This window comes from Mycobacterium sp. 1482292.6 (assembly GCF_001672995.1).
Taxonomy (GTDB): domain Bacteria; phylum Actinomycetota; class Actinomycetes; order Mycobacteriales; family Mycobacteriaceae; genus Mycobacterium; species Mycobacterium europaeum_A.
The window spans coordinates 1-21,524 of record NZ_LZKV01000107.1 but is presented as its reverse complement, the minus strand read 5'-3'; the positions used below and the strand labels follow the sequence as shown (position 1 = coordinate 21,524).

Annotated in this window: 29 protein-coding genes and 2 pseudogenes; 15 read left to right on the top strand and 16 right to left on the bottom strand. The window is 68.9% G+C overall.

Annotated features, from left to right (window positions below; translation table 11 throughout):
* Positions 1-28: 28 nt before the first annotated feature.
* From A5624_RS11370 to A5624_RS11360, 3 genes and pseudogenes are all read right to left on the bottom strand, one after another.
* Positions 29-460: pseudogene (locus A5624_RS11370) on the bottom strand (sulfite exporter TauE/SafE family protein); the annotation flags it as partial.
* Between the two features lie 75 nt (positions 461-535).
* Positions 536-1,621, bottom strand: coding sequence for a glutamate--cysteine ligase (locus A5624_RS11365; RefSeq protein WP_066866131.1), 1,086 nt, complete (start codon positions 1,619-1,621; stop codon positions 536-538).
* A gap of 22 nt (positions 1,622-1,643) precedes the next feature.
* The gene (locus A5624_RS11360; RefSeq protein ID WP_066866129.1) at positions 1,644-2,081 is read right to left on the bottom strand and encodes an anti-sigma factor antagonist; all 438 of its coding nucleotides are present in this window, start codon (positions 2,079-2,081) and stop codon (positions 1,644-1,646) included.
* Positions 2,082-2,235: 154 nt separating this feature from the next.
* Between A5624_RS11360 and A5624_RS11355 the strand changes: the two genes are divergently transcribed.
* Positions 2,236-2,853, top strand: coding sequence for a TetR/AcrR family transcriptional regulator (locus A5624_RS11355; RefSeq protein ID WP_066866127.1), 618 nt, complete (start codon positions 2,236-2,238; stop codon positions 2,851-2,853).
* On the opposite strand, the gene A5624_RS11350 is transcribed toward A5624_RS11355, so the two are convergent.
* Both A5624_RS11350 and A5624_RS11345 read right to left on the bottom strand, forming a co-directional pair.
* Entirely contained in the window at positions 2,854-3,519 is a 666-nt protein-coding gene (locus tag A5624_RS11350; protein ID WP_066866125.1) for a DedA family protein, read from the bottom strand.
* A gap of 3 nt (positions 3,520-3,522) precedes the next feature.
* Positions 3,523-4,365, bottom strand: coding sequence for an SGNH/GDSL hydrolase family protein (locus tag A5624_RS11345; protein ID WP_082990539.1), 843 nt, complete (start codon positions 4,363-4,365; stop codon positions 3,523-3,525).
* Between the two features lie 50 nt (positions 4,366-4,415).
* On the opposite strand from A5624_RS11345, the gene A5624_RS11340 reads away from it, so the two are divergent.
* Complete coding sequence (locus A5624_RS11340; RefSeq protein ID WP_066866124.1) at positions 4,416-5,234, top strand: IclR family transcriptional regulator; 819 nt, start codon at positions 4,416-4,418, stop codon at positions 5,232-5,234.
* Here A5624_RS11340 and A5624_RS11335 read toward each other — a convergent pair.
* The 5 genes from A5624_RS11335 to A5624_RS11315 are packed head-to-tail and all read right to left on the bottom strand — an operon-like array spanning position 5,219 to position 8,880.
* A complete protein-coding gene (locus tag A5624_RS11335) occupies positions 5,219-5,950 on the bottom strand; it encodes a class II aldolase/adducin family protein (RefSeq protein WP_066866122.1) in 732 nt (243 codons plus the stop codon). The two genes, A5624_RS11340 and A5624_RS11335, sit on opposite strands and share 16 nt — an antisense overlap.
* Complete coding sequence (hcaB, locus tag A5624_RS11330; RefSeq protein ID WP_066866120.1) at positions 5,947-6,741, bottom strand: 3-(cis-5,6-dihydroxycyclohexa-1,3-dien-1-yl)propanoate dehydrogenase; 795 nt, start codon at positions 6,739-6,741, stop codon at positions 5,947-5,949. The genes A5624_RS11335 and hcaB overlap by 4 nt, the downstream gene beginning before the upstream one ends.
* The gene (locus tag A5624_RS11325) at positions 6,738-7,004 is read right to left on the bottom strand and encodes a dihydrodiol dehydrogenase (protein WP_066866118.1); all 267 of its coding nucleotides are present in this window, start codon (positions 7,002-7,004) and stop codon (positions 6,738-6,740) included. Before A5624_RS11325 ends, hcaB begins: the two co-directional genes overlap by 4 nt.
* Positions 7,001-7,537 (bottom strand): 3-phenylpropionate/cinnamic acid dioxygenase subunit beta, encoded by a 537-nt coding sequence (locus A5624_RS11320; RefSeq protein ID WP_066866116.1) that lies wholly within the window; start codon positions 7,535-7,537, stop codon positions 7,001-7,003. Before A5624_RS11320 ends, A5624_RS11325 begins: the two co-directional genes overlap by 4 nt.
* The gene (locus tag A5624_RS11315; protein ID WP_066866114.1) at positions 7,534-8,880 is read right to left on the bottom strand and encodes a Rieske 2Fe-2S domain-containing protein; all 1,347 of its coding nucleotides are present in this window, start codon (positions 8,878-8,880) and stop codon (positions 7,534-7,536) included. Before A5624_RS11315 ends, A5624_RS11320 begins: the two co-directional genes overlap by 4 nt.
* A gap of 277 nt (positions 8,881-9,157) precedes the next feature.
* On the opposite strand from A5624_RS11315, the gene A5624_RS11310 reads away from it, so the two are divergent.
* The 5 genes from A5624_RS11310 (at position 9,158) to A5624_RS11290 (ending at position 13,233) form a co-directional block, all read left to right on the top strand.
* Positions 9,158-10,129 (top strand): Rieske 2Fe-2S domain-containing protein, encoded by a 972-nt coding sequence (locus tag A5624_RS11310; protein WP_066866112.1) that lies wholly within the window; start codon positions 9,158-9,160, stop codon positions 10,127-10,129.
* Positions 10,126-10,611, top strand: coding sequence for a hemerythrin domain-containing protein (locus tag A5624_RS11305; protein WP_066866110.1), 486 nt, complete (start codon positions 10,126-10,128; stop codon positions 10,609-10,611). Before A5624_RS11310 ends, A5624_RS11305 begins: the two co-directional genes overlap by 4 nt.
* A 66-nt stretch (positions 10,612-10,677) precedes the next feature.
* The gene (pcaH, locus tag A5624_RS11300; RefSeq protein ID WP_066866108.1) at positions 10,678-11,451 is read left to right on the top strand and encodes a protocatechuate 3,4-dioxygenase subunit beta; all 774 of its coding nucleotides are present in this window, start codon (positions 10,678-10,680) and stop codon (positions 11,449-11,451) included.
* The gene (gene pcaG / locus A5624_RS11295) at positions 11,444-12,007 is read left to right on the top strand and encodes a protocatechuate 3,4-dioxygenase subunit alpha (protein ID WP_066866106.1); all 564 of its coding nucleotides are present in this window, start codon (positions 11,444-11,446) and stop codon (positions 12,005-12,007) included. Before pcaH ends, pcaG begins: the two co-directional genes overlap by 8 nt.
* Positions 12,004-13,233, top strand: a complete 1,230-nt coding sequence (locus A5624_RS11290) for a lyase family protein (protein WP_066866104.1) — start codon at positions 12,004-12,006, stop codon at positions 13,231-13,233. Before pcaG ends, A5624_RS11290 begins: the two co-directional genes overlap by 4 nt.
* Here the strand turns inward: A5624_RS11290 and A5624_RS11285 are convergent.
* The 4 genes and pseudogenes from A5624_RS11285 to A5624_RS11270 form a co-directional block, all read right to left on the bottom strand.
* Positions 13,221-13,868 carry a TetR/AcrR family transcriptional regulator gene (locus A5624_RS11285; RefSeq protein ID WP_066866102.1) on the bottom strand — a complete coding sequence of 216 codons (648 nt, stop codon included), beginning with the start codon at positions 13,866-13,868 and terminating at the stop codon, positions 13,221-13,223. The two genes, A5624_RS11290 and A5624_RS11285, sit on opposite strands and share 13 nt — an antisense overlap.
* A gap of 94 nt (positions 13,869-13,962) precedes the next feature.
* A complete protein-coding gene (locus tag A5624_RS11280; RefSeq protein WP_066866100.1) occupies positions 13,963-14,226 on the bottom strand; it encodes a hypothetical protein in 264 nt (87 codons plus the stop codon).
* 178 nt (positions 14,227-14,404) lie between these two features.
* The gene (locus A5624_RS11275) at positions 14,405-14,614 is read right to left on the bottom strand and encodes a hypothetical protein (RefSeq protein ID WP_197518945.1); all 210 of its coding nucleotides are present in this window, start codon (positions 14,612-14,614) and stop codon (positions 14,405-14,407) included.
* A gap of 165 nt (positions 14,615-14,779) precedes the next feature.
* Positions 14,780-15,316 (bottom strand): annotated as a pseudogene (locus A5624_RS11270) (methyltransferase domain-containing protein); the annotation flags it as partial.
* A 144-nt stretch (positions 15,317-15,460) separates the two neighbouring features.
* On the opposite strand from A5624_RS11270, the gene fdxA reads away from it, so the two are divergent.
* From fdxA to A5624_RS11245, 5 genes are all read left to right on the top strand, one after another.
* Positions 15,461-15,808 carry a ferredoxin gene (fdxA, locus tag A5624_RS11265; RefSeq protein ID WP_066866096.1) on the top strand — a complete coding sequence of 116 codons (348 nt, stop codon included), beginning with the start codon at positions 15,461-15,463 and terminating at the stop codon, positions 15,806-15,808.
* Positions 15,809-15,895: 87 nt separating this feature from the next.
* A complete protein-coding gene (locus A5624_RS11260) occupies positions 15,896-16,522 on the top strand; it encodes a metalloregulator ArsR/SmtB family transcription factor (protein ID WP_232002245.1) in 627 nt (208 codons plus the stop codon).
* Positions 16,519-16,944: a hypothetical protein gene (locus A5624_RS11255; protein ID WP_066866092.1), complete on the top strand. Its 426-nt coding sequence runs from the start codon at positions 16,519-16,521 to the stop codon at positions 16,942-16,944. The genes A5624_RS11260 and A5624_RS11255 overlap by 4 nt, the downstream gene beginning before the upstream one ends.
* Before the next feature lie 50 nt (positions 16,945-16,994).
* On the top strand, positions 16,995-17,339 hold the full coding sequence (locus tag A5624_RS11250; RefSeq protein WP_066866090.1) for a cupin domain-containing protein: 345 nt from the start codon (positions 16,995-16,997) through the stop codon (positions 17,337-17,339).
* A gap of 5 nt (positions 17,340-17,344) precedes the next feature.
* The gene (locus tag A5624_RS11245; RefSeq protein WP_066866088.1) at positions 17,345-18,301 is read left to right on the top strand and encodes a nitronate monooxygenase family protein; all 957 of its coding nucleotides are present in this window, start codon (positions 17,345-17,347) and stop codon (positions 18,299-18,301) included.
* Here the strand turns inward: A5624_RS11245 and A5624_RS11240 are convergent.
* Complete coding sequence (locus A5624_RS11240; RefSeq protein WP_066866086.1) at positions 18,282-18,980, bottom strand: metalloregulator ArsR/SmtB family transcription factor; 699 nt, start codon at positions 18,978-18,980, stop codon at positions 18,282-18,284. The two genes, A5624_RS11245 and A5624_RS11240, sit on opposite strands and share 20 nt — an antisense overlap.
* A 91-nt stretch (positions 18,981-19,071) precedes the next feature.
* Between A5624_RS11240 and A5624_RS11235 the strand changes: the two genes are divergently transcribed.
* Positions 19,072-19,527 carry a DoxX family membrane protein gene (locus A5624_RS11235; RefSeq protein WP_066866133.1) on the top strand — a complete coding sequence of 152 codons (456 nt, stop codon included), beginning with the start codon at positions 19,072-19,074 and terminating at the stop codon, positions 19,525-19,527.
* Positions 19,528-19,530: 3 nt separating this feature from the next.
* On the opposite strand, the gene A5624_RS11230 is transcribed toward A5624_RS11235, so the two are convergent.
* Entirely contained in the window at positions 19,531-20,031 is a 501-nt protein-coding gene (locus A5624_RS11230) for a DUF1990 family protein (RefSeq protein ID WP_066866084.1), read from the bottom strand.
* Between the two features lie 58 nt (positions 20,032-20,089).
* Between A5624_RS11230 and A5624_RS11225 the strand changes: the two genes are divergently transcribed.
* Together A5624_RS11225 and A5624_RS11220 are read left to right on the top strand one after the other, a co-directional pair.
* Positions 20,090-20,974 (top strand): aldo/keto reductase, encoded by an 885-nt coding sequence (locus tag A5624_RS11225; RefSeq protein ID WP_231999645.1) that lies wholly within the window; start codon positions 20,090-20,092, stop codon positions 20,972-20,974.
* A 36-nt stretch (positions 20,975-21,010) separates the two neighbouring features.
* On the top strand, positions 21,011-21,524 hold a 514-nt coding region (locus A5624_RS11220; RefSeq protein ID WP_066866080.1), incomplete at its 3' end, for a PaaI family thioesterase.

The window sequence follows — 21,524 nt, the reverse complement described above, 5'->3', positions numbered from 1 at the left end:
GAATCGCGTTGGTGTACGTGATTTCTCGTCAGGTCACCGCGAGCAGGCGATAGAGCCCGATCAGTCCCACGGCCACGATGATCGCCCGCAGCGCATTGCCCGACAACCGCCGCCCGTAGCGCGCGCCGAGCAGCCCGCCGACCAGTGAGCCCGCCGCGATCAGCCCGGCGGCCGGCCAGCTGATCCGATCGAACGCCACCGCCGTATAGGCAATGGCGGCAACCACATTCACCATCAACGCCAATAAGTTCTTGGCCGCGTTGGTGCGCTGCACCGATTCCGGAAGCAGGGCGCCCATCAGGCCGACCAGCAGAATCCCTTGCGCCGCTGTGAAATAGCCGCCGTAGACGCCGACGGCGAACGTGCCGAACACCAGCGTCGCCATCCGGCGCGGGCTGACGTGGTCGGGCGAGCGACCCGCCTGCTCGGCGCGCCGGGCCGTCCACGCCTGGATCCGTGGCCGTGGGACTGATCGGGCTCTATCGCCTGCTCGCGGTGACCTGACGAGAAATCACGTACACCAACGCGATTCGTGTCAGCTCAGCGTCGCCGCGGCGGCTTCGGCGATGACATCGGACACCTCGCCGCGCTTGCGCCACGTCCGCAGCTGACGCATCGCCCCGTTGCCGTCGGCTACCACGCGGGTGAGTTCGTCGCGAACGCGGTCGTATTCGCCCAGCGATTCCAGGGCCGGGCGCACCCGCCGCACCAGCGCCCCCAGCTGCTCGGCCGCCGGTACCGCGCCGCGGCCGTGGATCAAATCGAGTGTGTGGCCGGACAATCCGTCGTGTGCGGCCTTCCAGTACGCCGCGCGCAGCGCGCCGGGTGGCAGCCGCCGGGCGTCGTCGGTCGAGTCGAGGGCGGTCATCACCGCCGCCCGGATCAGGGTGGCGAGCAGCACCGTTTCGGCGACGGTGGCCGGCACGTCGGCCACCCGGACCTCCACCGTCGGGAAATCGGCGGAAGGGCGCACGTCCCAATAGATCATGTCCTTGTCCAGGATCACCCCGTTGTCGACCAGCATGCGCACGGCGTCGTCATACTCGTCGGGCGAGGCGAAATAGGGCGGCGCCCCGGCGGCGGGCCACCGCCGCCACAGCACGCTGCGCCAGCTCGCATGGCCGCTGTCCGCGCTGCGGTACACCCGTGAATTAGCTGACAGCGCAAGCAAAGTCGGCAACCACGGCCGAAGCCAATTGCTGACATGGATGGCCGCGGCGCGGTCGGGCACCTGCACGTGCACGTGGCATCCGCAGATTCCCTGCTCGTGGGCGATCATGCCGAACTCTTCACCGATCCGCCGGTAGCGCGGGGTGTCGGTGACCGGGAACTCGTGCGGCGTGGAAGGCGGCAGGCCACAGGCCAGCAGCGTAACCCCGGCGGCCTCGGCGGCCTGCGCCGCGGTGCGCCGCAGCCGGCTCAGTTCCGCGCCGAGCTCGGCGCTGGTGGTCGCCACGTTCGACGTGGTTTCCACCTGGCAACTGCTGAGCTCGAGCTGCAGTTCGACCCCGCGCTTCTTGGCCTCTGCGGCCACGGCGGCGTTGTGCGGGGCGGGCTCGCCGGTTCTCGGGTCGATGAGGAGGAATTCCTCCTCGGCACCCATCGTGGGATGGTCGGCCATTGAGCCGGTTACGGCCCGGTGTCTACCAGCGGTCAGCCGCGGACAGCGCGGAGTCGACGGTGGGGTAGATGGGCAGCACGCCGGACAGCCCGCAGGCGTCGACGATGCGGGCGACGAGCGGCTCGCAGCTCACCAGGCGTAGGTCGATGCCGCGGTCCTGGCAGCTTTTCGCCTCGTCGGCGAGGACCTCGAACGCGCAGCAACCCATGAAGTCGAGCCCGGTGACGTCGACCACGAACGGGCCGGGAGCGGTGACGCCGCTGGCCGCCTCGCGCACCAGGTGGCGCCAGGTGCCCTCGTTGCAGGCGTCGACCTCGCCGCCGGCGTAGATCACCACCGACGGGCCGCTGCGATCCGCGGTGGCCCGCAGAGTGCTGTTGGGGTCGCCGAGTTCGTAGACAAGTTTTGTGCTCAGCGTCAGATGAGTGGTCTGCATCGCCTCGACAATGACGGAATTCATGATGGACCCCCTGATCGACAGGCGTCGCAGACGCCTCGATGGTGCCCGTCCTAATGTCTGAAGACAGACTGTTCGCGGATGCGAATCTCATTTCTATAACGAGACAGGGCGGTCTGTCTACCTGCAGCGGCCTAAGAGTACGGTAAGGCCTGGTATGACAACTCCCGATGTCGGAACCCCGGCCGCGTCGCCCCGCGAACGCGTTCTGACCGCGGCGTATGACCTGTTCAGCAGGCGTGGCATCCGCGCGGTGGGCACCGACGAGGTGATCGGGCGGGCCGGTGTCGCCAGGGCGACGCTGTACCGCCATTTCGCGACCAAGAATGACCTGGTGCTGGCGGTGCTGCAGCGTCGCGAGGAGCTCTGGACGCACGGGTTGATCGAGGAGCAGTCGCGGCAGCGCGGCAGCACCCCCGAGGAACAGTTGCTGGCGATCTTCGACGTCATGCACGACTGGTTTCAGCTGCGCGACCGGTACGAGGGCTGCTCGTTCATCAACGTGCTGCTCGAGCTGGGGTCCGAACATCCGATCGGGCAGGCCTGCATCGGCCACATCGAGCACGTCCGCGACATCGTGCGTCGCCGCGCCGTGGCTGCGGGCTTGACCGACGTCGAGGACTTCGCGTCGTCGTGGCACATCCTGATGAAGGGCGCCATCATCCTGGCCGCCGTCGGGGATCTCGACGCCGCGCTGCGCGCCCGCAAGATGGCCCGCGCGTTGATCGACGAACACCGGCCGCCGCTGGTGGCGGACACCGGCGAGGCCGTCTAGTCAGACGCTGTCCGGCGCGGTGCTGCCGGCCTTGCGGTAATGCTCGGCCTCCAGCTCGGCGATCATCCGAGATGTGCGTTCCCGCAACAGGATTGCGGCGGTCAGCCCGGCCACGACGGCGATCACCAGCCCGATCCAGGAGAACCGTTCCAGCCAGCGTTCGGCGGCGATTCCGGCGAAATACACCAGTGCGGTGGTGCCGCCCGCCCAGCAGATGGCGCCCGAGACGTTGGCCGCCAGGAATCGGGGGTAGTGCATCTTCAGCGCACCCGCGAGCGGCCCGGCCAGGATCCGCAGCAGCGCGATGAAGCGGCCCAGGAAGACGGCGCGAACACCCCAGCGGTTGAACAGCTTTTCGGCCAGCGCGACGTGTCCGGGCCCGAAGTGTTTGGGGAACCGCCGCCCGAGCCGGTCGAAAAGCGGCATGCCGAAGCGGCGTCCGATCGCGTAGCCGATCGAATCGCCGATCACCGCGCCGATCACCGCGGCGATGCCGACCCCGAGCGGATTGACGGCCAGGTCGTGGTGCGACGACATCAGCGCCGCGGTGACCAGCACGATCTCACCCGGCAGCGGAATGCCCAGGCTCTCGATCCCGACGACGCCGCCGACCACCAGGTAGACCGCGAGCGGCGGAATCGAGTGCAGCAGGGGCTCGAGATTCATGCGTCAAGAATGCCTGACCGACCTCGGTTCCATGCCTTGAGGTGCGCGGTCGAACTCGCGCGGGGTGTCCAGCCCCGCCAGGCGCGGACGCTTGGGTTCGCGCCCGTCGTACGACGAGAGGCCGCGCAGCCGCCGCCAGATCCACGGAAAGAAACTCTCCTGCGTCCAGCGCCACTGTTCGTATGTGCCGGCCGCAAAGGAACGCTGGGTGGGGTTGCGGGGCCCGAGGGCCCAATCATGGTTGCTGTCAGGCAGATTGAGCGCCTCGGCGGCCGCATCGGCGAACAGGATGTGACCCTTGGTCGAGGCGTGCACCCGGTCGATGGCCCAGGTGTCCAGCTCGCGCATCGAGGGCGCGTTGTACAGGTCGACGAGCGCGAACCCGTAGCGGTGGGCGGCCGCGGTGATCGCCGCGTTGATGCAAGCAAGCCGCCCGGCCACCAGCCGCCCCAGGGGCAGGAACTGGGCGACGTTCGGGAAGGTCGTCGTCACCACCGTCGCCCCCGATTCGGCCAGCGCGGCGTAGACGTGTTCGAGGTCGGCCAGGGCGGGGCGAAACGATCGCCCGGGCTGGATGACGTCGTTCATCCCGGCGCACACGGTGATCAGGTCCGGGCGCATCGCCAGCGCCTGTGGAAGCTGCTCGGTGAGCACGTGGTTGACCCGCTTACCGCGGATCGCCAGGTTGGCGTATTGCAGGCCGGGATAGAGCGAATCGACCCGGACGGCGAGGCGGTCGGCGAACCCGAGCAGGCCGACGGTGTCGTCGCCGTCCCACAAGCCCTCGGTCTGGCTGTCGCCGATGGCGACGTAACGGCGGTATCCAGCGCGAACAGCCCCGCTCACGCAGCCGAGAATAACCCGAATCAGCGCCCATAACTGGTTACCGTGGACCCATGCCACACAAGCGTGAGCCGGGCGCCGGGGACGCCGCGGCGGCGCCGGACGCCGATTCGCTTGCGCCGCAGTACCCGATCGAGTCGGTGGACAACGCGCTGAAGCTGTTGCTGTTGTTGGGCGAGCGGCCCCAGATCCGGTTGAGCGAGGCGACCCGCTATCTGGGTGTGGCGTCGTCGACCGCGCACCGGTTGCTGGCGATGCTGGCCTATCGCGGGTTCGTCCGGCAAGACCCGGTGTCCAAGGCGTACCTGCCCGGCCCGTCGTTGACCGGGGTGGCGTTCGCGATCTTCGGTCGCATCGACATCGCCCGATCCGCCGCGCCCGTCATGCGCAGCCTGTCCGAACAGCTGCGTGAGACCGTGCACGTCGGAATGCTGGACGGGGCGAGCGTGCGGTTCGTCGCCGCGGTCGAGGGGCCGGCCGCGGTGCGGGTCGCGTCGCGGCTGGGCCGGGCCATGCCGGCCCATTGCACGTCGACGGGCAAGGTCATGCTGGCGCAGTTGCCGTCACCGGAGTTGCGTGCGTTGTTGCCGGGCGAGCAGCTTCAGCGGATCACCGCGCATTCGATCGGCAGCCGCACCGAGTTGGAAGCCGAGCTCGCCGGAATCCGCGAGCGCGGTTACGCCACCAACTCCGAGGAGAGCGAGGAAGGCGTCGCCTCGGTCGCCGTGCCGATCCCGAGCCGCGCGCCGGGGCTGCGGCTCGCGCTCAACGCCGCGGCGCCGCAAAACCGGCTGGACGCCGCCCGGTATCCGGTGGTGGCCGCCGCACTTGTGGCGGCCGCCAAGGAGATCGGCGATCAGCTCGGCTGTTGATCGCCCAGGCGTGCCACTTCGTGGCGCCAGGCCGCCTCGGCGGTGAACGCGGATCCCAAGTCCGGCAGGTCATCCCAGTCCGCGTCGTCGATGTCGCGCAGCGTGCCCCCGGCCGCGCGCACCCGCAACGACATCCGGGCCAGCGCGTCGAGGCTGATGGCCTGCAGCACCGCCTGCGCCACCGTGGCGGCGGCGCTGGTGATTCCGTGTCCCCGGCAGATCACCACCGGACGGCCGCGCATCGCCGCCACCATCTCCTTGCCCAGGCGCGAATTTCGGATCAGCACCGCGCGTTCGTAGACGGGGACGCCGCCGCGGGCCAGCCGGGCGCCGGGGATGTCGTAGGCGCCGTAGATGGGCCGGATCGTGATGCCGGCCAGGTCGGCGGCGACCACGTCGGGTGGGTGCAGGTGCGCGACGGCGGCGTGCCCCGGATCGGCCAGCATCGTCTCGACGTGGATCGGCAATTCGTTGGGTACGCGGTAGCCGTCGAGTTCGCCTGGGGCGCCGGCGGTTCCGTCGAATCTGAGGAGCCGGATGTCGCCGGGCCGGGTGAACGCCACCCCGGTGTCGGCATCGCTTCGGCAGCGCACCAGCAGGTGCTCGTCGTCGATTCGCAGGCTCAGGTGGCCGAGGACGCCGTCGACCAGACCGCGGGCCGCGGCGACGCGGCAGCCCTGCGCCACCACGGCGCGGTGCTGGTCCAGGTCCGTCATCGCGGTGCGCCCAGCCCGAATCCGCCGTCGGGTCGCACGGTTTCGCCGGTGATCCCGCGGGACCGTTCGGAGGCCAGGAACACGTAACTCCATGCGTGGTCCTCGCCGGTGAGCGCGACGCGCAGGGGAGTGCGCGCGGCGATGTCGCTCGCCCGGTCCGGGCTGTCGTCCAGCCGGGTCGCGTCGAGTCCCAGGCTGGACAGGCCACGCAGGTCGGTGTTGAGCGTGCCGCCGGGTGCCACCCCGTTGACCCGGACCTGCGGGGCCAGTTCGTGGGCCAGCGCCGAAACCAGGCCGCGCACAGCGAATTTCGACGACACGTAGAGCACGCCGCCGCGCCCGGGATAGAACGACGACGCGGACTCGGTCAGCACGATCGAGGATCCCGGCGCGGCCCGCAGGGCCGGGATCGCCGCCTTGACCGACTGCAGATGGCTGAGCACATTGGTGCGAAACATCTCGTCGAACGCCTCGGCAAGCGCGTCGGCCTCGATGTCGCCGACGCCCCGGTAGAAGTCGAACACCCCGACGCAGTTGACCAGGGTGTCCAGCCCGCCGAAGGTATCCACCGCGGCGGCGACGGCCCGGTCGTTGGCCTCCCGGGTGGTGGCGTCGCCCTCGATCACCGGCACCTGCGGCAACTGCTGGCGCAGCGCGTCGCACTTGTGTGGATCACGTTCCAGCACGGCAACATTCGCACCCTCGGCGCCGAAGGCCGCCACCACGGCCCGTCCGATGCCCGAACCTGCTCCCACGATTAGGGCACGGTTGCCTTCCAGCCAGCCGGTCACGGCTGGGGTTCGCCGTCGTCGGGCAGCAGTGGCGCCTGGGAATTGCCGACCATGGCAGCCAGGGTACGGGGGTTCTGCCAGGTCAGTGCCTCGATTTCGAGGGCGTCCAGGGTGATCCACTGGCCGGATCTGGGTGCGCTGATCAACAGCCGTGACCCGTTACGGGTGTCGACCCGGCGCACCAGGACCTCGGTGAATTCGTTTGCGACGCTGATCGCTTCGCCGACCGCGCCGTCGAGCAGCCGCTGCAGCTCGTCGTTCATAAGAACACCGCCAGGTTCTGCATCCGTAGCACCGACTCGTCGGCGATGATCTTGCGCCGGGCCAGCTTCAGTGTTTTTTTGGATTCGTCACTCCAGCGCAACACGTCCTCGCGCCCGCAGGACAGCAGGGCGCCGTCGTTGACGTCGCCCCGGCTGCGGAACAGCAGCTCGGCCGATTCGACGACCAGGTGCGCTGTGTCTGCTGGGTCGTCGGGCTCAAAGGTGCGCACGTTGGTGATGAAATGGCGCAGCCGCGACGGTGGGTCCTCGGCCCACGCGTGCTCGGTGCCCATGCGCGCGACCCGCTGGCTCAGCGAGTATTTGTCCTCGTCGAAATGGTCCATGCCGGGTGAGGTGTCGAACCCGGCGCCGCGCGCGGTCGTGACGCGCACCGGCATGACGTAGTGGACGTCGTCGGTCAGGGTGTCCAGCCACGCCTCATACCGCTGGGCGTCGAGCAGGTATGCCTCGTCCACCAGGAACTGATGCGCCTGGAGATGACGAATGTCGTTGAACGGCAATGGCTTTCTCATGCCGTGACCCGTTGCAGATAGTTGGCCCACATATTCAGCAACGCTCGCTGGTTGTGTTCGTTGTAGCCGACCTGCGCGCGGCCGGGCCCGTGGAATGCGTTGGGCGACAACGCCTCGATGACCGGGCGGTCGTCGGCGAGCAGACCCATCCTGCTGTTCAGCAGCAGCCGTCGCGCCATCGAGCCGCCCGCGGTGGTGGTCAGCGACACCCAGTTCTCCACGTCGTCTTGTTCGAACATGCCGGTCGATCCGAAGCACATCAGATACGCCTTGTACGAGTCTTTTTTGTACTGCGGCGCAGCGGCGGAGTCCACTGCGAACCACGAGCACACCTCGGTCTCGTTCGCGCTGATCGGCTGCCACAGCCGGATGGAGATGAACGGCAGCACCTGGTCTTCCCGGTCGTGCACCTTGGGCCAGTTGTGCACGAAGCTGAGGTTGGGAAAGCAGGTGGCGGCCGAGATCATGAAGCCGTCCTCGCCGACCACCCGTTGCTGTTGCGGTGTCCAGACGCCCTTGATCCGGCCGATCATGTCGTCGGGATAGCCGACGTAGCGCATCCGTTCCTCGAAGCCGCCCGGTGGAAGTTTGTAGGTGGTGCCACCGCCGCGGTGGGCCCAATAGGTGGCGCCGTCCTTTCGCTTCTGCGCTTTAGGCTCCCGGAACAACCCGATGTCGACGATGGACGCGTGGGTGTGCGGGGTGTGGTACATGTCGCCCGCGAAGTTCTCCGCGCCGATCTTCCAGTTGGCCTTGATCCGCCAGCGTTGCGGCCCGCGCACCTCGACGCCCCCGGCGCTTTGCCTGGTGTAGTAGTCCAGATAGAACCTGAAGTCGCCGAGGAACTCTTCGAGCGGTTCGGCGCCTCGGTCCATGTTGATGAACAGCAAGCCGTTGTAACTGGCGAATCTCGGTGCGGGCAACAGGGTTTGGCCTTTGGCGAAGCCCTCGTCGCCGCCGTAGGCCTCCCGGTGAAACGGCAACCCGGTGAGCCGGCCGTCGTTGCGGTAGGTCCAGCCGTGGTAGGGGCAGCGGAAGTTGGAGGCGTTTCCCATCTCCGCGCGACAGACCTGCATCCCGCGATGCAGGCACATATTGAACAGGGCCCGCACCGTGCCGTCGGAACCTCGGGTGATGATGAACGAGTCGTCGAGCACGCGGCGCACCATGTAGTCGCCGTCCTGCGGGATCTCCGACTCGTGCCCCACGAACGTCCACGCCCGGGCGAACAGCCGCTGCTTCTCCAGCGCGAACAGCTCGGAGTCGTTGTAGATGTGCGCGGGGATCATCCCCCGGCGCACGTTCTCGAACACCTCGACCAAGTCGGGGCACGGGTCTGCCATTACCGGTTCTTTCTGTTCTACAGAAATGTTCTCCGCTTAGTAGAGTCCCGCAGCCGAGGGCGCAGGTCAATCACCAGGCAGCCACACCATCAGGTTTCTACAAGAATGCTTGGTGCCAATTCACAGGCTGCACACAACTACGCGGCCGAAGCCCGCGGCTACGGTGGTTCACGACAGCCACTCCGCGCCCGTGAGCGCGGCGTAAACAGCGGGTAATCATTCGGTTTTGCGGTGATTAACCGTTGTTTTCTACTGATCTGAGGAAGGAACCGGTGCCATGGTTGGTCGGCCACGAGGGGGTCGATTGCAGCAGGTCGGATCCAGGGTCCTGGCCGCTATCGGGCGCCAGGGGTGGATCGACCGACCGAGCTATCGGTTCGAACATCTGCTCAGCTTCGCCTACAACGGGCTCGGCGGCGCCCGCAACACCGTCACCAACGCACTCAACGGCGTCTGGCTGGGGCACCCGGTGCACCCGCCGCTGGCGTCGCTGACCAGCGGCGCCCTGGGGACGACGGTGGCGCTCGACGCGCTCAGCATCCTGCCCGGCCAGCCGGCATCCGAGGTCGTCGACGCCTCCCGATTCGCCTCGCGCGCGCTGGGGGTGGGCATCCTGGCCAGCCTGGGCTCGGCCCTCACCGGTGTCACCGACTGGCAGCACACCCACGAGGAGGACCGCCGCGTCGGCGCGGTGCACGGCCTGGTGAACGTGGCCGCCACCGCGCTGTACCTGCAGTCCTGGTGGGACCGGCACAAGGGCCGCCACGGTCGCGGCATCGCGCTCACCGCCCTGGGCTACGCCATTACCGTCGCCGGCGGCTACCTGGGCGGCGCGCTGGTCTTCGAGTCCGGGATCGGCATCGACCAGTCCGGTCCGCGGCTGCGCACCTCCACGTGGACGCCGGTGCTGCCCGCGAGTTCGTTGAACGGCAAGCCGGTGCGCGTCGAGGTCGACGGAGTGGGCCTGGTGGTCTGCCAGACCAAGCCTGGTGAGGTCGCGGCGTACGGCGAATTCTGTCCGCACCTGGCCGCGCCGATGGCCGACGGTTGGTTGGACCGCGGCCGGCTGGTTTGCCCCTGGCACGGTTCATGGTTCGCGGCCGAGTCCGGCGAGGTGGTGCGCGGTCCGGCCGCGGCGCCGCTGCCGTGTTACGAGGCCCGGTTGGTCGACGGAGTGGTCGAAGTCCGCGGCGAGGGGCAGCCCGCTCCCGGCGGCGCGGTAGGGATCGCCAAAGGAGGAGTCAATTGAACGCCTACGACGTCTTGAAGGAACACCACATCGTGATCAAAGGCCTCGGCCGCAAGATCAGCGACGCACCGGTGAATTCCGAAGAGCGCCATGCCCTTTTCGATGACCTGCTGATCGAACTCGACATCCACTTCCGCATCGAGGACGACCTGTACTACCCGGCGCTCAAGGATGCCAGCAAGCTGATCGCGGTCGCCCATGCCGAGCACCGCCAGGTGGTGGACCAGCTTTCGGTGCTGCTCAAGACGCCGCAGAGCGCACCCGGCTATGAGGACGAGTGGAACTCGTTCAAGACCGTGCTGGAGGCGCACGCCGACGAAGAGGAACGCGACATGATCCCGGCTCCGCCGGAGGTGCAGATCACCGACGCGCAGATCGAGGAGCTGGGCAACAAGATGGCCGCCAAGATCGAGCAATATCGCGGCTCGGCCCTGCACCGCCTGCGGACCAAGGGCCGCGCGGCGTTGGTGCGCGCCCTCTAAACGTCTGGTCGGCGACATCGCCCGCTTGCGGGATTCGGTGGGCCACCGAGAGTAGCCTCACGGCACATGGACGCCGAGCGTGTCGCTTGCCAGGCTGACATCACGGCGGAGATCGCCCGCATCGCAGCGCAATACCGGGGCACCGCCTCGGCTGGGCCGCACCACGGGCAGCCGCGACTCGACTACCCGCCGTACCGCGGCACCATGCTGCGCCATCCCAAGCAGCCCCTGGTGGTCGTCGATCCCGAGGGCGTCGAGCGCTGGGCACCGTGCTTCGGCGATCAGGACGTCGACCCTCGCGACGCCGACCTGACGGCCGGCCAGGCGGGCCAGCCGATCGGGGAGCGCGTCGTCGTCACCGGACGCGTCCTGGACTCCGCCGGCCGGCCGGTCGCGGGCCAGCTGGTCGAGATCTGGCAGGCCAACGCCGCCGGGCGCTACCGCCATCAGCGCGACCAGCACCCGGCGCCGCTGGACCCGAACTTCACCGGCGCGGGCCGCTGCCTGACCGGGCCGGACGGCAGCTACCGGTTCCTGACCATCAAGCCCGGCCCGTACCCGTGGCGCAACCACCACAACGCGTGGCGCCCGGCGCACATCCATTTCTCCGTTTTCGGAACGGCTTTCACCCAGCGACTGGTCACCCAGATGTATTTTCCGGGCGACCCGATGTTCGAGCTGGACCCGATCTTCCAGTCGATCCTCGATCCCGCCGCACGCCGACGACTGATCGCCCGCTACGACCACGACCTCACCGAGCCGGAATACGCCACCGGGTACCGGTGGGACATCGTGCTGGCGGGCGCTGCTCGGACCCCGGCGCAGGACGAGCATGACTGAATTCCCCTGCACGCCAGGGCAAACCGTCGGCCCCTTCCTCGATCTGGGACTGCCGTATCCCGGTGACAACCTGATGGTCGACGCCGGCCACCCGGGGGCCATCCGGCTGCACGGCACCGTGTACGACGGGGCCGGCGTCGCCGTCCCGGACGCCCTGGTGGAGCTGTGGCAACCCGACTCCGCGGGAAACGTTGTGCGGCAGCCCGGTTCGCTGCGCCGCGAGCACGCCCTCTTCACCGGATGGGGCCGCTGCGCGACCAACCCCGACGGAACCTACTCCTTCACCACGCTGACCCCCGGTCCGGCGGCCAGCGGGGCGCCGCCGTTCTTCGCGCTCACCGTGTTCGCGCGGGGACTGCTCAACCGGCTGTTCACCCGCACCTACCTGCCCGGCGCCGACCCGCACACCGATCCGCTGCTGGCGGCGGTCGCCGCCGAACGCCGCCCCACATTGTTCTGCATCGCCGAAAACGACGGCGCCGCTTACCGATTCGACATCCACCTGCAGGGCCCGGCCGAGACCGTGTTCCTGGCGTACTCCGAAGGCGCGCGATGAGCAACCTGTTGTGGCCCGGTGACCATCGCGCCGGTGAGCACCTGACCGACGCGGCCCTGCTGGGATCGATGGTCGCGACGGAATCCGCGTGGCTGAGCGCCCTGGTGGCCGCCGGCCTGGCTCCGGCCGGCTGCGCGGCGGCGGACCTGTCGGATCTGGTGACACGCCACGATTGCGAGGCGCTGGCGGTCGGCGCCGAGGACGGCGGCAACCCGGCCATTCCGCTGGTGAAGCTGCTACGACAGCGGGCCGAACCGGCCGTCGCGCCCTGGATTCACCGCGGACTCACCAGCCAGGACGTCCTGGACACCGGCCTGATGCTGGCCGTGCGCGCCGCCGTCGACGACCTGACAACCCGACTGGCCCAGCAGATTTCCACGCTGTCCGAACTCGTCACCCGGCACCGGGCCACCCCCATGGTGGCCCGCACGCTCACCCAGCACGCCGCGCCCACCACCTTCGGCGCCAAGGCCACCGCCTGGCTCAACGCGACCGTCGACGCGTTCGAGCGGGTGGCCGCGCTCACCACACCGATCCAGATCGGCGGCGCCGCGGGCACATTGGCGGCGACGACGGAGCTGGCGACGTTGCTCACCGGTACCACCGACCCGGCCGGGGTCGCGCTGCAACTGGTGCACGCCACGGCGACCGCACTGGGCCTGGCCGAGCGGCCCGTGTGGCACACCGCCCGCGCGCCCGTCACCGCGGCCGCGGACGCCTTCGTCGGCTGCACCGACTGCTGGGGCCGCATCGCCTCCGACGTCGTCACGCTGGCCCGCCCGGAGATCGCCGAACTCGGCGAGCCGGCGGTGGCCGGCCGCGGCGGCTCGTCGTCGATGCCGCACAAGCGAAATCCAGTGCTCTCCATTCTGATCCGCCGTGCCGCGATCGCCGCACCCCCGTTGGCCGCGACGCTGCACACCGCGGCGGCGCTGACCGGCGACGAACGTCCCGACGGGGCATGGCACGCCGAATGGGACACCCTGCGCACCCTGGCCCGGCGCACCCTCGTCGCCGCATCCCACAGCGGCGAACTGCTCGCGGGGCTGACCGTACACACGCAGCGCATGGCCGAAAACCTGGCCGCGACGGACGTTTTGGGGGAGCAGCGGGCGATCGCCGACCTGGTGGGCAAGCAGGCGTCCGCCACCTACGTCGGCGCCGCCGACCAGCTGATCGACGCGGGCCTGAGCCGCGCGGCAACGGCGCTCGCTCAGCGCTGGTAGATGCTGGCCAGCCAGATGTGCAGCAGGGTGTCGATCACCCGGTCTTCGGGGACGGCCCCATCCTCGGCTGTGAACGCCGCGGCCATCATCCGCTCGCTCAACATGTTGAGCGCCACGGACAATTCCGCGGCCGGGATGGTGTCGGGCGCGGCGCCGCGGCCGCGCTCGGCTTTGATCGCGATGGTGGTGTAGGCGATCCAGCTGCTCATGAGCGCCGACCACAGCTGCCGCACCTCCGGGTTGGTCGCCTTGGCCGCCGCACCGGCGACGGCGACCGCCCGGTGCGACCCGGACACCTCGAAGAACGATTCGATGCGCGCCCGCCAGATCGCTTCGGGGTCACCGGATGACACCACGTCGAGGGCGCCCAGCGCCGCCTGCGCCTTGCCGTTCATCTCGTCGAGCAGCGAGAGCAGCACCGCGTTTTTGGACCGGAAATAGAAGTAGAAGGTGGGCCGCGAGATCCCGGCGCCTTTTGCTAGGTCGTCGACGGAAAAGTCGGCCAGCGGCCGTTCTTGCAACAGCCGCTCGGCGGTGGCGAGTATCGCCTGCTCGCGGTCGTCACGGCAGTGGTGTGACGCGCGGCGGCCCCGCGAGGCCTGCGGATACCGTGTTTGTGTCGGGAGGTCGGACACGCCCGTAACTGTTGGGCACGCCGATATACGTCACCAAAACTGTCGATGAAAACCAGCAATAATGTCGATTAAGAACCGCTTTGCTGGCGACTTCTCAGTCGGCCACCGCGATCTCGATGGACAAGCACTCGCTGAGCGCGTGCGCGGCCGCCCAGTCGCCGCCGCACACCGCGCGCTCGAGCTCGTCGACCAACGGGCTGTCGGCACCGAGGTCGGCCAGCCACGCCGCCACCGTCGTCGTGATCTGGTGCGCGGGCACGCGAGCGATGTGTCCCTTGTGGAGTCGGTCGGTCAGCTGGTAGATCGTGGCCGTCGGCCTGCGCTGCGACCAATGAACCATCCATTTCGGTGAATTCATCGTGCCCTCCCCGCTAGCCTCAACGACTCATCCGACCCCGGCGGCGCGTTCAGCTCTAGGGCGCAATAGTACGTCTGTACCAATGCGTTGGCCGGTATTTTCGCCGCGCGAAATCGCGTTTTTTTGAGGTTTTTGGTCATCGGATCGCCTACCTGGCCCTACGGAAATAACGGTTGGGTCAATGCCGCGCCATCGTGGCGCGGCCCCGGTCCATGATGCGTTCCAAAACGTTGTGGGACAGGTCGCCGTCGTTGGCCACCTGTACGAGGCCCCGCCGTCGCAGGAACACGTCGAGCCGTCGGTCCGGTGACCAATCGGCGTAGATCGATCCGAGGTAATGCGACTGCAGGAAGTCCGACGCCAGCGCGTCGAGGTCGGACTCCGTCAACAACGGTGGGGTAACACCCATAGCCGGCAATCTCCTTTGTTCTCCCCGCAACTGCCGCAGCCAAGTTACGTCAGGGGGCGTCACTAAACCGTCACGCACAGATTGCGGAACGGGCCCAAAGTCGCCGGGAGTGCAAAGGCGAAGGTCGAAGCGGTGCAGCGGATGTCAGGCGGTGCCCGGGGATTCCGGTTTGTGGGCGACGATGGCTACGGCGGCCAGCCGCTTGCGGTGCCTGTGGAACGTGCGGCGCATGGGCAGGACCCGCTTGCGGGCGTCGCGATGCACCAGCACGTTCCTGGCGAATCGCAGCGCGCCGAGAAGCCCTTCGTCGGACACCAACCGGCGCGGCTGCAGCGGCGCCATCGGCGCCGTCGCGACCTGGTCGACCACCAGTCCGTGCTCGGCGAGCAGGTTCGACCACTCCGCGACCGTCAACGGCCGGGCGTTCACCTTGATCGCCCGGGCGAGTGCCTGCCGGATGTCGGTGCTGATCTCCTCGGGCACGTCGTCGGGAGTGAGGGCGAGCTCGTGGATCGCGTAGCGTCCGCCAGGCCGCAATACCCGCGCCGCCTCCGCGACGATGGCCCGCTTGGCCGCGTCGCCCTGCATGCTCAGCATCGCTTCTGAGATGACGACATCGCCGCTGGCGTCGGGCAATCCGGTGTCGGCCGCAAACCTGCTCGTTGTCCTGGCATCAGATCTCCTGCCCCGCAGAGCTTTCCAGCGGCTTGATCCTCGGATGCAGGTCGGGCTTGCGCAGCCCGCGCACGTCAAGTTCGTTGGCCGCCATGGGTTCTCCGACTTCGGCTCTGGTTTTTACAAGTGGCGTTGTGTAAACTCCAGCGCATGACCTACGTGATCGGGAAGCCATGCATCGATGTGATGGACCGCGCCTGCGTCGACGAATGCCCGGTGGATTGCATTTACGAAGGCGGCCGGGCGCTCTACATTCATCCCGACGAATGCGTCGATTGCGGCGCGAGCGAACCGGTATGTCCGGTGGAGGCGATTTACTACGAAGATGACCTGCCCGAGGAGCTCAAACCGCACCTGGCAGACAATGAGGCGTTCTTCGCGGAGACGCTGCCGGGTCGCGATGCCCCCTTGGGGTCCCCGGGCGGGGCGGGCAAGCTCGGTCCGCTCGGTGTCGATACACCGCTGGTGGCGGGCCAGCCCAGTGTCACCGAGGCGTAACGGGCAAGCAGCGGGAGGGGCGCGTTGAAGGTGGACAAGTCGCAGGACTCGTCGGGCGGGGAATCGGCCGGCCGGCGGCGGGCCGTGATGCGGCTGTTGCGGGCGTCGCCGGATCCGATGAGCATCGCCGGGATCGCCGACGTGCTGGGCGTGCACCCCAACACCGTTCGCTTCCATCTCGACAGCCTGGTCGCCGACGGCCAGGTGGAACTCGTCGAATTGGGCCGCAAGGGACCGGGCAGGCCGCCGCTGATGTTCCGGGCGGTCCGGCAGATGGATCGCGGCGGTACGCGGCACTATCGGCTGCTGGCCGAGATTTTGGCGACGGCGTTTGCCACCGAGCGCGATCCCGGGCCCAAGGCCCTGGCCGCGGGCCGGGCGTGGGGGCAGAAGATGGACGCCGAGCTGCACCCGTTGCCCGACGACGCCGACGGCGCCGAAGAGGCGATCGCCCATCTGATCGACGTGCTCGACGAACTCGGCTTCGCCCCCGAGCGACGGGTGAGCGACGGACAGCAGCAGGTCGGGTTGCGGCACTGCCCGTTTCTGGAATTGGCCGAAAACCGCTCCAGCGTGGTGTGCCCGGTGCATCTGGGCCTCATGCAGGGAGCCATGGAGACCTGGGGGGCGCCCGTCTCGGTGGACCGGCTCGACCCATTCGTCGAGCCGGACCTGTGTGTGGCTCACCTGACGCTGCAAGGGGCGGCCAAATGACCACCGGCGCAGCGTTTGCCGTCGCGCTGACCTTCGTCTGGCTCGGCATGGTGCTGGCCATCTCGTTCCTGGAAGCCCCGCTGAAATTCCGGGCGCCCAATGTGACGCTGCAGATCGGACTGAGCATCGGGCGGTTGGTCTTTCGGGCGCTGAACACCGTTGAGGTGGCCTTCGCCCTGGTCATCGGGGCCATCGTGGTGGCCGGTCCCACCCGGGCGGGCGGCACGGTGGCCGTCGCCGTCGCGGTCGCCGCCCTGGCGATCCAGCTGGTCGCGGTGCGTCCGGCGCTGACCCGTCGTGCGGACAAGGTGCTCGCCGGATCGGACGGACCGCGCTCGCGCGCCCACTACTTCTACGTCGCGCTGGAGGCGGTCAAGGTGGTCGCCCTCGTGGTGGCGGGGATACTGCTACTGAGCGGCTAACTGCCCACCGACGAGGCCCCAGGCGGCCTTGCAAAGTTCGAAGGACCGACATGGATTCCATCTCGCTGACCGACCTCTCGGCCGAAAAGATCGCCGAGGCCAAGCAATCGCACAGCGGTCGCGCCGCCCACACCATCCACGGCGGTCACAGCCACGAGCTTCGCCAGACCGTGCTGGCCCTGCTGGCCGGCCACGACCTGTCCGAACACGACAGCCCCGGCGAGGCGACCCTGCAGGTGCTGCAGGGCCACGTGCGGCTGACCACCAGCGGCGACGCCTGGGACGGCAAGGCCGGCGAATACGTCGCGATTCCGGCCGAACGGCACGCCCTGCACGCGGTCGAGGATTCGGTGGTCCTGCTGACCGTGCTGAAGACCATTCCGTCGGCGCACTAGCCCCGATGTTGTCGACGCCCTGGTCAACGAGCTTCGGACTGCGGGTCCCCATCGTCAACGCCCCGATGGGCGGCGTCGCGGGCGGCCGCCTGGCCGCGGCGGTGACGGCGGCCGGCGGCCTCGGCATGGTCGGCATGGGCAGCGTCGCGACCCGAGAGCTACTGGCCGAGCAGCTCCAGCACGTCCAGGGCAGATTCGGCATCGGCATGGTCGACTGGGTGATGCGCAACGAGGCCGGGCTGCTCGAGGACGCGCTGGCCGCCCGGCCCGCGCTGCTGTCGATCAGCTTCGGCACCGAATGGTCGTGGGTCGCCAAGGCGCATGACGCCGGAATCCCCACGGTCACACAGGTTTACGACAGCGACGGGGCGCGCCGGGCCGTCGACGCCGGCGTCGACATCCTGGTCGCGCGCGGGTCCGAGGGCGGCGGACATGGCGAGGACAAGCTGGGCCTGCTGCCGCTGCTGGACGCGGTGCTGGACGCCGTCTCGGTGCCGGTGCTGGCCGGCGGCGGTGTCGCCTCGGCGCGCAGCCTGGCCGCGGTGCTGGCCGCCGGCGCCAGCGGGGCGTGGGTGGGCACCCGGTTGTCGGCGTGTCCGGAGGCGTTGACCGGCGACACGGGCCGCCGGGCTTTGGTCACGGCCACCGAAAACGACACCGCCGTCACCCGGGTCTTCGACGTCGCCAAGGGGCTGCCCTGGCCCGCACGCTTCCCGTCGCGGGTGTTGGCCAACGATTTCGTCGGGCATTGGACGGGCCACGAGGAAGCGCTGGACGCGGACGCCTGCGATGAGCTGGCCGCCGCAATCGCCGCCGGGGATTGCCGGATCGCGCCGGTGGATGCCGGTCAGGGCGTGGGGATGATCCGCAACGACGCGTCGGTGGCCGATGTCATCGACGAGATGTGTACGGGCGCCGAGGAATTGCTGTCCCGGTGGGGGCCTACCGGCGGGCGGCCCTGAGCACGACGCAACAGCGGTCCGGGCCGGGACAGAGCCGGGCGTCGGGGCCGTGCGGTGCCAGCGCATCGGCCACGCCGCTGATCAGCGCGTGGTTCATGTTGCAGGCCAGCTCCGTCTGCTCCTGGGCCAGCGCGTGGAACGGGCAATTGGCGAGCTCGACCTCGTCGTCGGAAAACCGCGGCTCGTAGCCGTACCGGCCGAGCAGGCTGACCGCGCGCCGCAGCGCGGTCGCGGCGTCGGCGGGCGGTCGCTTGCCGGCGCCGATCGAGTGGCCGTACTCGCGGGCGACGCGGTTGAGCACCTCGGTGACCGGCTCCCCGGTACCGGCCGAGCGGGCGATGGCCGTCGCCATCAGGCGCCCGGCCAGCTCGTATTCGCGCTGCGGAAGGCTGACGGCGATGTCGCGGCGCGCCCGCCGATACAGCTTGGAGGTCCGTCCGGCGCCGGGCCCGGAGCGGCCGGTGCGGCGCGCGAACTCGGTTTCCAGCAGACCCTCGGCGGTGAGCCGGTCCAGGTGAAACTTGGCCTGATGGTGGGGGATTCCCACCGCATCGGCCGCCTGGTCGCGGCTCACGAGCCCTGGTTGGGCGCACACGAACTGATAGAGCCGGCGGCGCACCGGGTCGGCGAGCGCGCCGATACCAGCGGCGTCGCGCTCCAGGGCGTCCGCGTCGTCCATCGACCACCCTTTTCTAACAGACACAATGCTTGACGCTACAGTCTGCCCATTCTAACGTTCAAACTATTATCCGTTAGAAATGGAGGTCGCCATGAGCACCAGCCACGTCAGCACCACCAACGCCCTTGCCGATCAGCTGCGGGATCCGGCCTACTCGGCATACTTCGCGCTGCGCGCCGTATTCACGGTCGCGCCCATCGTTTTCGGCCTGGACAAGTTCTTCAACCTGCTGACGCACCCGCATCGCTGGAGCATGTACCTGGCCGGATGGATCGACGATCTGGTGCCCGGCACCGCCGATCAGTGCATGTACCTGGTGGGGGTCATCGAGATCGTGGCCGGGCTGCTGGTCGCGGTGGCGCCGCGGCTCGGCGCCTGGGTGGTCGCGGCGTGGCTGGCCGGCATCATCATCGACCTGGTCAGCGGGCCCGGCTTCTACGACGTCGCGCTGCGCGACTTCGGTCTGCTCGTCGGCGCAATCGCGCTGGCCCGGCTGGCGCAGGGCGTGCACACGGGCGCCATCGGGGGTGCCGTCACCACCCGATGACGGTCACACCGCCCGCAGGTAGCGCCTGGCGATGAGGCGCTGACCGACCTTCACCACCGGCCCGCCGGCCTTGCTCCACCAGGTCGCGGGCCGGGAGAAGGCCGACACCTCCGCGTACACCGCCGAGGTGGCCGGGTCGCGCCGCACCACGAAGCGTTCCTCGCCGGACTCCGGATGGCCCGGCAGGGTGCCGTAGCCGAAGCCGCGGATGTCGGGTTCGTCGACGACGTAGACGACGCGGCAGGGTGCCGGCACAAAGCCGAGCTTCACCACCACCACCGCGTCGACGACGGCGATCTCGGAGCTGGCCTGCACGCGCAACCCGGACCCGCGCTGCATGCCCCAGCGCATGACGGCGGCCGCGGCCTGCTCGAAACGCTGCTGGCCCGTGCCGATTTGGCGCTCGGCGTGTTGATGGTCGTAGCCGGCGGGCAGATCGCCGCTCGCGGTCGCCCCCACTTCGGGGTAGGTCAGGGGTAGTTCCTCGAGCGCGCGCAGGTCCACGTGCTCAGCTTGCCACGCCGGGATGCGCGGTGGCATTCGGCGCGTACGGTCTAAAGGTGTGACCGCAGAAAACACGAAAACTGTTGCAGGGGCGTCCGGAACATTCACCTTCGGCGGTGACCTGACCGTCAACCGACTCGGCTTCGGCGCCATGCGCCTGACGGCCAAGGGCGTGTGGGGCCCGCCCGACGACCGCGACGAGTGCGTCCGGGTGCTGCGGCGGGCCGTCGAACTCGGGGTGAACTTCATCGACACCGCCGACTCCTACGGCCCGTACTACTCCGAGGAGATCATCCGCGAGGCGCTACACCCCTACGACGGCCTGGTGATCGCGACCAAGGCGGGGCTGCTGCGCACGGGCCCCGACGTCTGGATTCCGTTGGGCAACCCGAGTTACCTGCGCCAGGAATGCGAGATGAGCCTGCGCCGGCTGGGCGTCGACACCATCGACCTGTTCCAGCTGCACCGCATCGATGCGAACTTCCCGCTGGAAGACCAGGTGGGCGAGCTGCTCACCCTGAAGAACGAAGGCAAGATCCGCCACATCGGCCTGTCCGAGATCGACGTCGACCAGCTGAAGACCGCCCTGCGCATCACCGAGATCGTGTCGGTGCAGAACATGTACAACCTGACGGCCCGCAGCGCCGAGCCGCTGCTCGACGAGGCGACCAAACAGGGCATCGGGTTCATCCCGTGGTTCCCGCTGGCGGCCGGGCCGCTGGCGGCCGCCGACGGCCCGCTACAGCGCATCGCCGCCGACCACGACGCCTCGCCGTCACAGTTGGCGCTGGCTTGGCTGCTGAAACGCTCGTCGGTGATGGTGCCGATCCCGGGGACGTCCAAGGTCGCGCACCTCGAGGAGAACGTCGCCGCCGCCGAGATCGAGCTGTCCGACGACGAATTCGAGACGTTGTCGGCGGCCGGCGCCCAGCAGCCGGCCTAACCACCGCGCGAAAGCCCGCCGGCCGGGCAATACGGTGTGGTGGTGGCCGAACACCAGCGACACCCCGGCGGCGGGTTCAATCCGCCGGAACCGACGACCAAGGGCGGGCCCGACTACGGCAGGTTCATCGACGCCGTGCGCTCGTTGCAGGATCACGCCCGGGCCGCCGACGCGCCCGACGAGGTGATCACCGAGGCGGCCGACCTGCTGGAGAAGGTGTCGGCGCTGCTGGCCCCGTACGACGCCGACGAATGGGCGTCCCCGTCGGGCCGGCGGATGGACCTGCCGATGCGCGGCAACATCCTGACCATCCCGATGTCGGCGCACAAAGGCGACGACGGCCGCGTCCACGGCCAGGCCCGCTTCGCCCGGTTCCACCTGGGCCGCAATGGCGCCGTGCACGGCGGCGCGCTGGGCATGCTGTTCGACTCGGTCCTCGGGTTGTCGGCCTCGGTGCTCACCGGCAACCCGCGCCAGCGCACCGCCTACCTCAAGATCGACTACCGCCACATCGTCCCGATCGAAAAGGAACTGCAGTTCGACGCGGGCG

Bases quoted from the DNA above. Each gene is read 5' to 3' on its own strand.
- fdxA (WP_066866096.1), top strand. From the start codon at position 15,461: ATGACCTACGTGATCGGGAAGCCATGCATCGATGTGATGGACCGCGCC.
- A5624_RS11365 (WP_066866131.1), bottom strand. From the start codon at position 1,621: ATGGCCGACCATCCCACGATGGGTGCCGAGGAGGAATTCCTCCTCATC.
- A5624_RS11360 (WP_066866129.1), bottom strand. From the start codon at position 2,081: ATGAATTCCGTCATTGTCGAGGCGATGCAGACCACTCATCTGACGCTG.
- A5624_RS11255 (WP_066866092.1), top strand. From the start codon at position 16,519: ATGACCACCGGCGCAGCGTTTGCCGTCGCGCTGACCTTCGTCTGGCTC.
- A5624_RS11335 (WP_066866122.1), bottom strand. From the start codon at position 5,950: ATGACGGACCTGGACCAGCACCGCGCCGTGGTGGCGCAGGGCTGCCGC.
- A5624_RS11340 (WP_066866124.1), top strand. From the start codon at position 4,416: ATGCCACACAAGCGTGAGCCGGGCGCCGGGGACGCCGCGGCGGCGCCG.
- A5624_RS11290 (WP_066866104.1), top strand. From the start codon at position 12,004: ATGAGCAACCTGTTGTGGCCCGGTGACCATCGCGCCGGTGAGCACCTG.
- A5624_RS11320 (WP_066866116.1), bottom strand. From the start codon at position 7,537: ATGAGAAAGCCATTGCCGTTCAACGACATTCGTCATCTCCAGGCGCAT.
- A5624_RS11325 (WP_066866118.1), bottom strand. From the start codon at position 7,004: ATGAACGACGAGCTGCAGCGGCTGCTCGACGGCGCGGTCGGCGAAGCG.
- A5624_RS11245 (WP_066866088.1), top strand. From the start codon at position 17,345: ATGTTGTCGACGCCCTGGTCAACGAGCTTCGGACTGCGGGTCCCCATC.
- A5624_RS11310 (WP_066866112.1), top strand. From the start codon at position 9,158: ATGGTTGGTCGGCCACGAGGGGGTCGATTGCAGCAGGTCGGATCCAGG.
- pcaG (WP_066866106.1), top strand. From the start codon at position 11,444: ATGACTGAATTCCCCTGCACGCCAGGGCAAACCGTCGGCCCCTTCCTC.
- A5624_RS11315 (WP_066866114.1), bottom strand. From the start codon at position 8,880: ATGGCAGACCCGTGCCCCGACTTGGTCGAGGTGTTCGAGAACGTGCGC.
- A5624_RS11250 (WP_066866090.1), top strand. From the start codon at position 16,995: ATGGATTCCATCTCGCTGACCGACCTCTCGGCCGAAAAGATCGCCGAG.
- A5624_RS11240 (WP_066866086.1), bottom strand. From the start codon at position 18,980: ATGGACGACGCGGACGCCCTGGAGCGCGACGCCGCTGGTATCGGCGCG.
- A5624_RS11235 (WP_066866133.1), top strand. From the start codon at position 19,072: ATGAGCACCAGCCACGTCAGCACCACCAACGCCCTTGCCGATCAGCTG.
- A5624_RS11280 (WP_066866100.1), bottom strand. From the start codon at position 14,226: ATGAATTCACCGAAATGGATGGTTCATTGGTCGCAGCGCAGGCCGACG.
- A5624_RS11350 (WP_066866125.1), bottom strand. From the start codon at position 3,519: ATGAATCTCGAGCCCCTGCTGCACTCGATTCCGCCGCTCGCGGTCTAC.
- A5624_RS11260 (WP_232002245.1), top strand. From the start codon at position 15,896: ATGCGGCTGTTGCGGGCGTCGCCGGATCCGATGAGCATCGCCGGGATC.
- A5624_RS11355 (WP_066866127.1), top strand. From the start codon at position 2,236: ATGACAACTCCCGATGTCGGAACCCCGGCCGCGTCGCCCCGCGAACGC.
- pcaH (WP_066866108.1), top strand. From the start codon at position 10,678: ATGGACGCCGAGCGTGTCGCTTGCCAGGCTGACATCACGGCGGAGATC.